This window comes from Pantoea sp. X-Soil-TKNS-1207 (assembly GCF_059730485.1).
The window spans coordinates 3,651,475-3,664,418 of sequence record NZ_AP035958.1 but is presented as its reverse complement, the minus strand read 5'-3'; the positions used below and the strand labels follow the sequence as shown (position 1 = coordinate 3,664,418).

Below are 12,944 nucleotides of genomic sequence, written 5' to 3'. Positions count from 1 at the left end.
TTCAGTTAAACCAGCCGCTGGCTTTTTTAACCCGCGCCTGGCCTTCGCTCTGCATCAGGTCACGTCCACCCTGAGACAGGTTGCGTGCCGCATCGGCTTCGGACTGCACCACATCGGTGTGTGCCGCACGGGATTTCAGATCCTGATCGATATATTCATCTTCGCGCGCCACGCGAGCGGCCTCACGTTTCAGCGCCAGTTTGCGCTGCTCCAGCTCCAGCTGGCGCAGTTCATCCTCGTAACCCTGATCGCGCTTTTTGTCAGACTGATATTCGGCCACCTGACGCGCTTTCTCGGCGGCGGCCGCCGCGTTTTTCTGACGCTGACGCTCAGCGCTGGCTGCCGCTATCTTCGCCTCGCGTGCGCGTTCAGCTCGCGCTTCGGCGTCTAAACGGGCCTGACGGGCATCCTGCTGCGCGTGTTCTTCCGCTTTACCCGCATTTTCCGCCGCCGCCACCGCCGCCAGTTGGTCCTGTAGTGAGGCCGCTTCAGCGTGGAGCGTAACGCTTAAGGTCATCGCCACCAGCGAGCAAATTGCAATGCAACGTTTCACCAGGCGCTCCTTAGGCTTTAACCGGGCAGGAGGTGTTTGGCTGAATACGGGTTTCGTTGTCTTTGGTGGAGATCACCACCGCTAGCCCCGAGGTGAATTCACAGGAGCGTCCCACCTGGGTCGAGGTATAGACTTTGGTGCCTTCCCGGTAGGTCAGTGAGACGCCATCAACCAGCACTTTGTCCTTCACCATAGAACCCGCAGCCGCACCCAGCGCGCCGCCGCCAACCGCACCAGCGGTGGTGCCCAGCGCGGAACGTGAACCGACATTGTGACCAACAACCCCACCGGCCACTACGCCCAGCACCGCACCAAAGGTTTGCGCCGCCTGCTTATTCTGCGTGTTATCTACGGCGACTTTGGCGGGCAGGATCGAAATGATATTGACGGTTTTGGTTTCCTGCTTGTTGTTCAGCTGGGTGGTGTCATAGACGTTGGCGGCGTAGCTATCGGCATTATTCTGGCAACCGCTTAACAGCAGAGGAGCAAAAACTGATAAGAGAAATAATTGTTTTGCAGATTTCATCGGGTTAACTCCATTTAAGAAAAGTCCTAAATTGTTACCATGACACCTGCTGCATGTAAGTACGTCCCACCATATCTGGAAAAATTAATGATGTGATGATGTGGATTTGTCATAAGTCAGGGCGATCTCTGCTAATAACGGCAACCCGTGTGGCTGAAAATAGTCTGTTTTTTCAATAAGATTAATCAGTAGGCAATAACAGGTTGAGACAGGCTGGCGCGCAGGGGGAAATAGTGCGCAAAAAAGCCGCAATATTAATTTAATGAAATTTAATCTTTTGAATTATTTTTAAACAATATGATGAATCTCTGGGCGGGGCAGAGATTCATTTGTCTGACTGGATGATTTCGGTGGCAATCAGAAGGGGCTAACGAAAAAACACCCGGTTACGGCCGTGGTTTTTGGCGTCATACAGGGCGGCGTCGGCGTTGTTGTACAGGGTCTCGAAATCTGAGCCGGGTTTGCCGTAGCTGACGCCGAGGCTGGCGGTGACCAGCTGGCCCGGCAGCACCGCCATCGGCGAGGCATTCAGCGAAGCGTGAACGGCACCCGCCACAATCACCGCGTCCGACAGCCGAAAATGTGGCAGCAGTACGGTAAACTCTTCACCGCCAATCCGGCCGATGCTGGCCTCTGGCGGGCAGTGCGCCTGCACGCGCGACACCAGCTCACAAATCACTTTATCGCCCACCGGATGACCAAATTCGTCGTTGATCTTTTTGAAGTGATCGATATCGAGGATGATCAGCGCCGCCGGGCCGTCGATCAGCGTATGGGTAATGCGCTGGATAATAGCGCTGCGGTTCCACACCGCCGTCAGCGGGTCGTGGCTGGCTTTGTACTCCAGCTCCTGCGCCAGCCGGTTGAGCTGTTCATTGACGCGGTTCAGCTCGCGCTCGGCGCGGTCGCTGCGCGAAATCAGGCGATAGGTTTCGCGCATCAGCCGCTGGTAGTGGCGGTTAAGCATCAGCAACGCATCGCGATAATCCTCAGCGCTGAGTGAAGTCTGCGCCGCCACATCCTGGGTGCGATTCAGTACCTCGCTCTCTTCGCGGAACAGCTCATTAAGGTCGATCATGAGGCCATTTCCGCCTGCAACTGCACCTGTAACGCGGTGAAGTCGAGCGCCAGCTCCTGACCAAACTCCTCGGACACATCATCTTCCGCGTCATAAAACCAGTTAAGCGCGACGGACTGACCATTCTGCGCCAGCTGGTTAAACAGATCGAACAGGCTGAACAGCATCTTGGTGCTGGAGCTGTTGAAGTAGCGCAGGGCGATGTCCACCGTCAGCGGGCGCTGGTCATCTGGCTGCCAGCTCTCCAGCGCATCCAGCAGCGGACGATAAAAGGCCGCGGCATTTTCCGGCCAGGATTCGCCGCGCAGGGAAAAGTGGCGATCGGCAAAGTTGAATTGCACGTCAGGGGTGCTGTCAGTGGCAGCGATAACAAGGGTTTGCATCACAGAATCAATCCTGGTGAATAGTGGCTTTAAGCCAAAACGTCGCGAAGTCGCTGGTTTCCAGCGGACGCAGTTCATACTCCAGCGGTTCGCTGACATCCCGTGCCAGCGTTAATAATCCAATATTCGCCCCTTTGCTGGTGGCAGGGCTTTCGCTGCGCAGGCCGACGCGGTACGCCTGCTTAATCTCTTCATTGCTCATGGCGCGCAGCATATCGAGCCAGTAGCGCAGCTGGTCGCAGGCTGCCTGATCGACCAGATTGCTGCTCTCCAGCACGTAGTTGTCGCCGTCCACGCGCAGGCAGACGGTGCCAAAGCGAAAATCCTGCTCGTCGTGGCTGAGCGCGCGGCTGTCCTGCGAATAACGCAGAATGTTCTGCACGATTTCAACAAAGCTGGAAAACAGGCGGCGGCGAACTTTCACCGGGGCCTGCTGGTTTTCGAGAAAAACTTTGATCACCTCGCCCATCGCCGTGATGTTCTGCGGCGAAAAAAAGCCGGTGTAGTGCAGCGCCACATGCTCGGGTGGCACATGGCTGAGTGGCGCATTCAGGTGCGTCCCGTGATTCATCATCTTTACGGCTCTGTTAATAACGGAAGCCAAACCAGGTGACGTCATCGCGTCGCGGCTGGTTGCCTTGCCAGTGGAGAAAATCCTGCTGAAACGCCAGGGAAAGCTCGCTCATCGGCAGCGTCTGATAGCGGCTGACGAGCGCCTGAATGCGTTTTTTACCAAACATAATCTGCCGCTCGCCGCCGGGCTGATCGGTCACGCCATCGGTCATCACCAGCAGCAGATCGCCGGGGTGCAGCGTGCGCTGATGTTCACTCCAGACATAGTCGAGCGGCGTATCGGTATAGCCGACGCCGACACGATCGGCGGTCAGCGTGGTGACGTCGTCAGCGGCGGGTTGCAGCAAGGCATGCATACGCGCGCTCGCCCAGCTGAGCTGGTGCTGCTGCGTATCGAGCCGCAGGGCAATGGCATCGCAGCCATCGTTAGAGTGAGAGGTTTGCTGCGACGCGCTGAGCTGGCCGAGGGTCTGTTTGATATGACGATTCAGCGCCTGCAACAGCTCCGACGGCGAGCGGCGGTTTTGTTGCAGCGCGTTTTCCAGCGCCGACTGCACAATCACCGTCATAAACGCGCCAGGAATGCCGTGGCCGGTGCAATCGGCGATCAGCGCCAGCCAGCCCTGTTCATCCTGATGAAATGCGTAGTAATCCCCACCCACGCCGTCGCGCGGTTGCCAGTGCAGGCACCAGTCGTGCAGTTGCACCGCCATTTGCTGGGTGGAGCGGTCGAGCATCGCGTCCTGAATCACGCGGGCGTAATCGATGCTTTGTAAAATCTGCTGATGTTGCTGCGCCTGCAAATCGGACACGGTACGAATCAGGTCGATGCCCAGACCAATGCCGCTATAGTTGCCCGCCTCGGTGACAATAAAGCCGTCGGTTATGGATTTATCACCGCTTGCCACCACCTGCTGCGCCACCTGGTCGAGCGGAGTTTCCGCGTCGATCACCAGCGGATGCTTATCCATAAAGGCGATGCAGCTTTTGCGGTCATAGAGTTCGCGAAAGAACGGACGCGTCATTTGCGACAGGAAGATATGGCGGTTGATCATGCCGAAGGGTTTGCCGTCTTCAACCACCGGCAGACCAATAAGATCTTTGTGTTCAGTAAACAACGCCATCACGGCGAGGTTATCACTGGCAGGGCTGACGAAGGGCACCGCGATGCAGAGCGAACGTGCTCGGTAACGGCTCGACAGTGCGACAAGACCTGCGCGTAAATCGGGCAACTGCATAACGGTAATCTGGCATGATTTAAGATTAATCCTAGGGTACTGCACCGCTGTGACATTTTTATGTCATAGCGGTGCGGCGCCGAATAATTACTCTTTTTTCAATGCCTCAGTGACGTGGCTGATGGCGTTTACCACATCATTGGCGCTGTCGCGAATTTCGGCGATGACCTCACCGGCTTGCTGTGCCAGTCCCACCCCCTGATCGGCGCGTTTCAGGTTCGATTCGATCCCCTGCAACGCTTTTTCCGCCAGCAAATGGTTTTGCTGCACCCGATTTTCAATTTCAGTGGTGGCGCGATTGATATTGGCTGCCAGCGTACGCACCTCGTTTGCGACCACGGCAAAGCTGCGGCCATGAGTGCCAGCGCGCGCGGCTTCCACTGCGGCGTTGAGCGCCAGCAGGTTGGTTTGATCGGCGATTCGGCGGATGCTTTCGACGATAGAACCGATGCGATCGGAGGAATCACTCAGGTTATTGATATCACCTGAGATGCCTTGCAGCTCGCCTGCGAGGTCATGCATGGTTTGCACGCTATTGGCGATCACCGTCGCGCCGAGGCGGGTGTTTTCGCTGGTCTGCAACGCGGTTTGATACGCCTGCTGCGCCGCTTTGCTCTCCTGCTGGTTCTTCTCAACCTGAGCGGTGACGTCGGTGGCGAACTTCACCACCTTATACAGCTCGCCGTTATCGTTAAATACCGGGTTATAGGTGGCGCGCAGCCAGACGGTCTGGCCCTGTTTGTTCACACGCTCGAACTGGCCGGCGATAAACTCGCCGCGATTCAGTTTCTGCCAGAACTGGCGATATTCGGGGCTGTTGCGCAGTTCCGGCGTGCAGAACTGGCTGTGATGACAACCGATGATCTCATCGGCGTGATAACCCATGGTTTTTAGGAAGTTAGCATTGGCTTTCAGCACCGTGCCCTTCAGGTCAAAGGCGATTACCGCCATCGATCGCTCAATGGCGGTGGTCATGGCGCGTTGCTCCTGGGCATCGACGATGCGGGCGGTGATATCGGTCGCCAGTTTGATGATTTTAATCACCCGCCCATTGCGATCCTGCACCGGCACATAATTGGCTTCCAGCCAGATGGGGCGGCTGTTTTTTGCCACGCGCAGAAACTTATCGCTGAAGCCTTCGCCGCGATTCAGTCGTCGCCAGAAATCACGATATTGCGCAGACTGCACCAGATCGCTGGTACAGAACAGGCTGTGATGCTGGCCGACGATTTCGGAGAGCGTGTAACCCATACGCTCAAGAAAGAGATCGTTGGCGGTGAGGATGCGACCTTCCGGCGTGAACTCAATCATGGCGATAGCATCCTGTAGCGAATTCAGCGTCGCCGAGCGATGACTACGCTTCTGCCACGCAAGGCGCGACAGTATTCCTGATGTAATCGTGGTGAACATGGTGAACCTTATTATTGGTATGGTATCAGGACGGTTATCGGCAGGCGTGGTCAAAAATTCACCACTAAAAACGTCGCTGGCGCACAATTTTTTATCACCCGGTCTGCGGGTTGCTGCAAAAGGCGTCAGTCAGCGCCATTTCGGCGCAAAAGCGTTTGACGGTGCGGGCTGGTTAGGGTTTAATGCGCCCCGTTGCCCGAATAGCTCAGTCGGTAGAGCAGGGGATTGAAAATCCCCGTGTCCCTGGTTCGATTCCGGGTTCGGGCACCAAAATTCAGAAAACCCAGCCTATGGCTGGGTTTTTGCTTTTCTGCGCAAGAAATTTTTAGTCGCCTGAGAGGTCGCATTCGCAGCAGGTTTCAGACCCGATAAAAATTGACATTATAAAATTACACTCACATTTCATTTTCTTTTTTTAATTATTAATTAAAAATCATTCTATTATATATTCCGCTGGCTACTTAATTTTTCGGGGTATAATCACAAAGTAAATTACCCGAAAATCCCGCCGTAAGATCACGCTCAGACATTGTGACCGTAGTCACTCGAAAAGCAATATTTGATAGCTCTGATAATTCACATTTAAATAAAGCATTTTAATTCAATGTGTTAATTTGATTTTTCGAGCAATTTCCAGCCTTGTCACTTTTTTCCTTTCTGTGAGAATAACGTTATTGCCTTAAAGATATGCGCAGGCAATCGACCAATACCACCTTACTAAAATAATGACCTCAACCTACAGGTGACAATATGAAGACCAGCCGAATCGTCATCGCAGCGATAACTGCGGCGTCTATCTTTAGTGCTCAGGCTAAAGAGATGAAAGTGGGTGTCGCGCTCGCAAATTTTGATCTCAACTTTATTTCAATTCTGAAAAACCAGATGGAGACTGAACTTAAAAACGAACATCTCGATGGCCAGTTTGTTGATGCCAAAGGGGATGTCGCACTCCAGGTTCAGCAGGTAGACGACTTTATTAATCAGGGCGTTGACGCCATCATCCTGAATCCTGTCGATACCCAGGGTGTATTGCCGATGATGAACGCGGCCAAACAAGCCGGTATTCCGCTGGTGTTCGTCAATCGTAAGCCCGAAGTGAAGCTGCCTCCCCGGATGGCCTACGTAGGATCAGACTCCGCCCTCGGTGGGGAAATGGAGATGGAAGCGCTGGCGAAGAAAATGAATTACAAAGGGAATGTTGCCATCCTGATGGGCGCGCTTTCGAACGAGGAAGCCCGCGAACGTACCCGCGCCACTGAGGCCGTGATTGCCAAATACAAAAATATGAAGGTGGTGGAGAAGCAGACCGCGAAGTGGCAGCGTAACGAGGCGGTAGATGTCGTGTCGAGCTGGCTCCTGAACGGCACCCCGATTGATGCGATCGCCGCTAATAACGACGAAATGGCGATTGGCGCAATTATGGCGCTGAACCAGGCTAAAAAAGGCAATGTACTGGTTGCCGGTATCGATGGCACCCCGGACGGGGTGAAGTTTGTGCAGGATGGGCATCTGACGCTGACGATTTTCCAGGATGCGCGGGGCCAGGCAACCGGCTCGGTTAAAGTCACTAAGGCGTTATTAAATAATGAGAAGGTGGATCCTTACGTCTGGATTCCTTATAAAACCATCACCCCGGATAACGTTCAGCAATTTTCGAGCGCCGAAGCAAAAAAATGAATGTCTGGCCCGCCATGAGCGGGCCATTTGCATTACAGTAGATAAAAAACCGTCGTGAGGTTGTCATGCTTTACCCTTGCCAGGACAGTGTTACTGAATATCCCGATTTTTCAGGTGACAGCCGACCTAAGCTGCTTTTTGTCTGCCGGACGCAGGGAGAAGAATCGGCCATCCCGCGTGTGATGCATAAACATGATGACCGGCTGGAGATCATGTTTATTGCCAAAGGCAGCGGCCAGTATCTGATTGGCGGCAGGCAATATCTTGCACAGGAAGGCGACATTCTGATTTTCAATCAGGATGTGGTCCATGATGAACGTCCACACGTCAGCAGTGATTCCCTTATTTACAGTTGTGGCATCAGTGGCCTGAATCTGGAAGGGCTGCCGGTTAACCACCTTATCTCGCGCGACCAGAGTGCGGTTATCGCCACCGGGCAGAATGCGCAAAATATCTTTGGCGTGTTTGAAGCGATGTGTTCGCAGGTATTTCGCGATGAACATCACTATGGTGTCGTCACCTGGCATCTGCTGAATGCGTTGATTGTGATGTGCCGCAATAGCTGCCTGCTCAGGCACGAGGAACTGAAGAAAACCGAGAAATCGCTCGGGCTTTCGATCAAAGAATTCCTCGATGAAAACTATAAAGAGGCGATGAACCTGGAAGACATGACCAGCCAGCTCGGTATCACCCGTTTTTATCTGATCCATGTTTTCAAACGCTACTCAGGCTTTACGCCAAAACAGTACATCATTCGCCGACGCGTAGGAGAAGCGCAATCGCTCCTGTTGAGCACCGAACTTGATATCGCGGCGATTGCCACGCAGGTGGGCTATGAAAGCGTTAACAACTTCCATCGGGTTTTTAAAATGGTGGTGGGTATTCCACCCACGCAATATAAAAATCTGTGGATGGAAGGTTCGCAGAGTCTGACGGGATAGCCAAAAGACACACTGGCCATAAGCCAGTGTGTTCACCTCAGATGGCGGGCAGCACGTAGTCCGATTTCTCAATGGTTGCGGTGCGTTTCAGCAGATTGACTGATTTAATCACCCCTTCCATACGCGAAAGGTTCATATCTTCGTGCTCAATACTCAGCGTCAGATCCGGGCTGGCGAAATGGGCGAGCGTGTAGCAGAACGCATTCCACCACGGCTCCGTCTGGCCATATCCCAGTGTCACATAGGACCAGCTACGCTCGCGGCTCATCGTCATCGGACGGTTATCCAGCGCGGTTGCCGTGGCGCGGTTAACCTGATCAATAAACGTATCCTTGGCGTGCACATGATAAATCATACTGCCCGCCTGACGGATGAAGGCCAGCGGATCGCCGCCCATCCACATGATGTGGCTTGGGTCGAAATTGAGACCGACAACATCACCGGTAATTTCACGCAGCTGCATAAACGTCGGCAGGTTGTAGGCGAGTTGCTGGCCGTGCAGCTCTATGCAGATACGCACGCCGTTATCCCGCGCGGCCTGGGCTGTTTCAGTCCAGTAACGCTGCGCGACTTCCCACTGATGCTGCAAAATAACCTGCGTCTCTGGCGGCCATGACGTCACGATCCAGTTAGGGAATTTATCGCCAGGCGCACCCGGTAAACCGGACATGGTGATAACGTTTTCTACGCCGAGAAGGTTGGCCAGCTCCAGCGTCTTGTAGAGACATTGCGAATGAATGGCGCCGGTTTCGCCTGGATGCATGGGGTTGCCGTTCGCATTCAGGGCGGAGAGCGTCAGACCCTGATCCTGCAACTTACTCAGCAAGGTTGTCCGGGCAGAAGGACTCGCCAGCAGTTTGTCGAGATCCAGATGCGGCGCTGTTGACCAGTTACCCGTGGCGAACTCCACGCAATCGAGCTTCAGTTCACCGGCGGTTTTGATCACCTCATCAGTAGACAGGTGCGCGAGGCTATCAGAGACTAATCCAATTTTCATGCTGCACCCCTTATAACTGAATCTGAACGACTTTTTGTGTTTTGAACGATTCCACGGCAGCTTCGGCTAACAGCAGCGCTTTGAGACCGTCATCGGCATTGGTCGGTACCGGACGGTTTTCCTTCAATGCAGCCACAAAGGCTTTCCACTGTTCGCTGAAGGCTTCCTGATAGCGTTCGAGGAAGAAATGCAGCGGTTTTTGCGCCTGTGCACCGCCTTCTTCGGTGATTTTCACCAGCGTGGTGGTCGGGACGTTGTGCACCGACAGACACCCTTTCTGGCCGTGCGCTTCAATACGCTGATCGTAGCCATAACCGGAACGGCGGCTGTTATTGATCACCGCAATTTTCCCCGATGCCGTTTGCAGCGTAATCACCGCAGTATCCACATCACCGGCTTCTTTCACCGTAGGGCTGACCAGCGCGGAAGCAATTGCGGAAACGGACACCGGTTCTTCACCCAGCTGGAAACGGGCCATGTCGAAGTCATGGATGGTCATATCGCGGAACATGCCACCCGACACCAGCAGATAGTCATCCGGCAGAGGAGAGGGATCGCGTGAGCTGATCTGCAAATGTTCCAGCTCACCAATTTCACCGGCGCGTAGCGCGCGATTCAGATGGGCATGATTAGGGTCAAAACGACGGTTAAAGCCAATCATAAATGGCACGCCAATCGCCTTGATTTCTGCGACGCAGGCTTTGACGCGATCGATATTCAGGTCAATTGGCTTCTCGCAGAAAATCGCTTTGCCAGCGCGTGCGGCCTGCAGAGAGAAGTTAGCGTGCGTATCGGTGGACGTGGCAACCAGCACGACATCAACCTCAGGGTCAGCAATGGCGGCATCGGCACTCAGTACCCGGGCTGCGTATTTCCCGGCCAGCGAATTCGCTGCTTCCGCCGAGATATCAGAAACCGAATAAAGCGTCGTATCCGGGTGGTTTGCAATATGACGCGCATGAACGTGAGCAATACGCCCGGCACCTAACAACGCAACTTTTAGCATTATTAACCTCTACATGTTTAATTTGGTGCGATTCGCACCGTTAAAGACAGCAACTTTTAATAGTCGGGAATTCTGTCGAACCTGGCCGCTTCCTGACGTTAACTCGCGTTAAAATGAAACTACGCAATTAGACACGCCATTTCAATACGTCTGCTTAATGAAATTTTTATTTTGTTATGTATGTAACACTTTTCGGCTGTGCTAAAAGTTGCTGTGGCATATTGATATGATTTGTAAGGTTTTTTGTTGGTTACTATCAATAATGCGGTTTCCAGACCCTATAATTTTTAATGTTAATATTAAGTTTCACTCTGGTTTTGTGGATGTTTCGGAATTTTTTCTGAAATGACCAGTCTGAGTCGGGGTGATGCTAAAATTGATTATTTTTCATTGGGATAAAATCGCTATTTTGATAATTCAATTTTTAGCAGCTGAGAGGAGTTTGTGAATGGCTTCACACCTCTTAATTACGACAGGCGTTAAAGCAATTTCTGGTATTGGAATGTAAATTTCATTGATGGTTAATAATAAAACAAATATCGCAAATCCGGTTGGAGCATAACCGTCACCTATCCGCTGGCACGCGGGGCGCCGATTGCAGAGCGCGCTTTTTTGCCAGTAATTTCTGATTACCAGGATGAGAACAACATGATGGAAGAACAACTGACGCGGCAGAAAACTGTCGCACAAGGTATAACGACCAGTCCGAATATAAAGCGCATTACCCTGGTTTCCACCATTGGTGGCCTGTGTTTTGGCTATGACACAGGCGTTATTTCCGGTGCGCTGTTATTCATGACCCACGACCTGGGCTTAAGCCCTTCGTCGGAGGGGATCATCACATCGTCGCTGTTATTCGGTGCCGCGTTTGGTTCGCTGTTCGGTGGAATGCTGTCAGATCGCCAGGGCAGACGAAAAAACCTGTTATGGGTCGCCCTGATTTTCATCTTTGGCGCCCTGGCAACCTCGCTGGCCTGGGATATTACCTCAATGCTGGTTGCGCGTTTTATTCTGGGTCTTGCCGTGGGCTGCGCCTCCGTTACGGTCCCGGTGTACATCGCCGAGCTTGCCCCGGCCAACCAGCGAGAACGGCTGGTCACCGTCAATGAACTGATGATTGTGACCGGGCAATTTCTGGCCTATTCGGTGAATGCAGGCATTGTGAATGCCTACCCGGAGCTGAGCCACAGCTGGCGAATTATGCTGGCCATTCCCGCCATACCCGGGGTGTTGTTATGGTTCGGCATGATGATGATGCCGGAATCTCCCCGCTTTTTCCTGCAACGCGGCGAAGAGAAAAAGGCGCGCCATGTATTGTCAGGCGTGCGTAAACCGGAAGAGATTGACAAAGAAATCCAGGATATCCGCAACATCATTGCGCTGGATTCTCACCATCTCAACCTGCGCAAGGAACTCAGCAAGAAATGGGTTATCCAGCTCATTCTGATTGGCCTGATGATCGTACTGGCTACGCGTGTCACCGGCGTGAACACCATCATGTATTACGCGCCTACCGTCCTCAAATCCACCGGACTTGGCGATGCCGCGGCGGTCACAGCGGCAGTGGCTAACGGGTTGATTTCAATACTTGCCACCATTCTCGGGATGGCAATCATAGGAAAAATGCCGCGGCGCAAAATGTTCCTGAGCGGGCAGATTGGTGTCACCCTGGTACTGGTCATGATTGGTCTGGCGTTTAAAATGTGCTTCCACACGGAAGTGAAAAACGGCGTCAGCATGTTGCAGGGCAACTTTGCCGGTGCCAGCTACATCATTCTTGGTCTGATGTCCCTGTTCCTGGTCTTTATGCAGGGATGGATTGCCCCGGTATTCTGGCTGATGCTTTCAGAAATTTTCCCGCTGCGTATTCGCGGTCTGGGGATGGGGATCGCCGTCTTTGGGCTGTTTGGTTTTGATTTCATCATCCAGTCGCTGTTTCCTATCATGCTAAATGCCTGGGGAGGCGGTGCCACATTTGGCGTCTTCGCCATCTGTAACGTTGTTATGCTGGTGCTGTTGTTCAAATACCTTCCTGAAACGCGCGGGCTTTCGCTGGAAGAAATTGAGAGAAAATTCAGGCAATAACGGCTACAGAATCCGCAGCCTGATGAGCCAAAGGAGCAAACATCATGAAAATAACGGAGAACGAGGTTTCGCTAAACTGTCAGGCGAAAAATCGTGAAGAGGCACTGAAACTGGCATCGGATGCGTTGATAGCACGGGGATGTGTGGCGTCTGGCTTCCTTAACGCCCTGGTCGCGCGCGAGAAAGAGTTATCAACCTGGATTGGCGCTGGCGTCACCATGCCGCACATCAACCGGCGTGACAGCCAGCTGGTGAATAACAGCGGGTATCATTTGTTGCAGTTTCCCGACGGCGTCAGCTGGGACCGTGGGCACGTTGCCTTCCTGGTGGTCGTGGTGGCGGCGAAAGAGAATGAACATCTGGCTATCCTGTCTGGCCTTGCCAACCTGCTGGACGATGAAAGCCTGGTCGAACGCTTATCAACCACAACCTCGGTCAGCGAGTTTGTTGCCATGATTGGCTGACAGGCGCGTGATG

General features: G+C 53.3%; 14 protein-coding genes and 1 tRNA gene. 6 read left to right on the top strand and 9 right to left on the bottom strand.

The features are described 5' to 3' along the window. Position 1 precedes the first annotated feature (1 nt). The 7 genes from AC6I8V_RS16970 to AC6I8V_RS16940 form a co-directional block, all read right to left on the bottom strand. Positions 2-517 (bottom strand): DUF5384 family protein, encoded by a 516-nt coding sequence (locus AC6I8V_RS16970; RefSeq protein ID WP_497845862.1) that lies wholly within the window; start codon positions 515-517, stop codon positions 2-4. Positions 518-563: 46 nt separating this feature from the next. After that, entirely contained in the window at positions 564-1,079 is a 516-nt protein-coding gene (locus AC6I8V_RS16965; RefSeq protein ID WP_497843391.1) for a hypothetical protein, read from the bottom strand. A gap of 367 nt (positions 1,080-1,446) precedes the next feature. Further along, entirely contained in the window at positions 1,447-2,157 is a 711-nt protein-coding gene (locus AC6I8V_RS16960; RefSeq protein ID WP_497843390.1) for a GGDEF domain-containing protein, read from the bottom strand. Next, positions 2,154-2,540: a DUF1987 domain-containing protein gene (locus AC6I8V_RS16955; RefSeq protein ID WP_497843389.1), complete on the bottom strand. Its 387-nt coding sequence runs from the start codon at positions 2,538-2,540 to the stop codon at positions 2,154-2,156. Before AC6I8V_RS16955 ends, AC6I8V_RS16960 begins: the two co-directional genes overlap by 4 nt. Positions 2,541-2,547: 7 nt before the next feature. After that, the gene (locus AC6I8V_RS16950; protein WP_497843388.1) at positions 2,548-3,114 is read right to left on the bottom strand and encodes a SiaB family protein kinase; all 567 of its coding nucleotides are present in this window, start codon (positions 3,112-3,114) and stop codon (positions 2,548-2,550) included. A gap of 13 nt (positions 3,115-3,127) precedes the next feature. Continuing rightward, entirely contained in the window at positions 3,128-4,351 is a 1,224-nt protein-coding gene (locus AC6I8V_RS16945; protein WP_497843387.1) for a SpoIIE family protein phosphatase, read from the bottom strand. A gap of 87 nt (positions 4,352-4,438) precedes the next feature. Continuing rightward, on the bottom strand, positions 4,439-5,761 hold the full coding sequence (locus AC6I8V_RS16940; RefSeq protein WP_497843386.1) for a methyl-accepting chemotaxis protein: 1,323 nt from the start codon (positions 5,759-5,761) through the stop codon (positions 4,439-4,441). On the opposite strand from AC6I8V_RS16940, the gene AC6I8V_RS16935 reads away from it, so the two are divergent. The 4 genes from AC6I8V_RS16935 to AC6I8V_RS16920 all read left to right on the top strand — a co-directional run bounded on the left by AC6I8V_RS16935 (position 5,760) and on the right by AC6I8V_RS16920 (position 8,379). Then, the gene (locus AC6I8V_RS16935; RefSeq protein WP_497843385.1) at positions 5,760-5,990 is read left to right on the top strand and encodes a hypothetical protein; all 231 of its coding nucleotides are present in this window, start codon (positions 5,760-5,762) and stop codon (positions 5,988-5,990) included. The two genes, AC6I8V_RS16940 and AC6I8V_RS16935, sit on opposite strands and share 2 nt — an antisense overlap. Beyond that, positions 5,956-6,031: transfer RNA gene (locus AC6I8V_RS16930), tRNA-Phe, on the top strand. The genes AC6I8V_RS16935 and AC6I8V_RS16930 overlap by 35 nt, the downstream gene beginning before the upstream one ends. Positions 6,032-6,511: 480 nt before the next feature. Beyond that, positions 6,512-7,438: a substrate-binding domain-containing protein gene (locus AC6I8V_RS16925; protein ID WP_497843384.1), complete on the top strand. Its 927-nt coding sequence runs from the start codon at positions 6,512-6,514 to the stop codon at positions 7,436-7,438. 65 nt (positions 7,439-7,503) lie between these two features. After that, positions 7,504-8,379, top strand: a complete 876-nt coding sequence (locus AC6I8V_RS16920) for a helix-turn-helix domain-containing protein (RefSeq protein WP_497843383.1) — start codon at positions 7,504-7,506, stop codon at positions 8,377-8,379. A gap of 37 nt (positions 8,380-8,416) precedes the next feature. On the opposite strand, the gene AC6I8V_RS16915 is transcribed toward AC6I8V_RS16920, so the two are convergent. Together AC6I8V_RS16915 and iolG are read right to left on the bottom strand one after the other, a co-directional pair. Then, entirely contained in the window at positions 8,417-9,376 is a 960-nt protein-coding gene (locus AC6I8V_RS16915) for a sugar phosphate isomerase/epimerase family protein (protein ID WP_497843382.1), read from the bottom strand. Between the two features lie 10 nt (positions 9,377-9,386). Next, positions 9,387-10,382 carry an inositol 2-dehydrogenase gene (gene iolG, locus AC6I8V_RS16910; protein ID WP_497843381.1) on the bottom strand — a complete coding sequence of 332 codons (996 nt, stop codon included), beginning with the start codon at positions 10,380-10,382 and terminating at the stop codon, positions 9,387-9,389. A gap of 648 nt (positions 10,383-11,030) precedes the next feature. Between iolG and AC6I8V_RS16905 the strand changes: the two genes are divergently transcribed. Beyond that, positions 11,031-12,467: a sugar porter family MFS transporter gene (locus AC6I8V_RS16905; RefSeq protein ID WP_497843380.1), complete on the top strand. Its 1,437-nt coding sequence runs from the start codon at positions 11,031-11,033 to the stop codon at positions 12,465-12,467. A gap of 44 nt (positions 12,468-12,511) precedes the next feature. Then, positions 12,512-12,931 (top strand): PTS mannitol transporter subunit IIA, encoded by a 420-nt coding sequence (locus AC6I8V_RS16900; protein ID WP_497843379.1) that lies wholly within the window; start codon positions 12,512-12,514, stop codon positions 12,929-12,931. Positions 12,932-12,944: the final 13 nt, after the last annotated feature.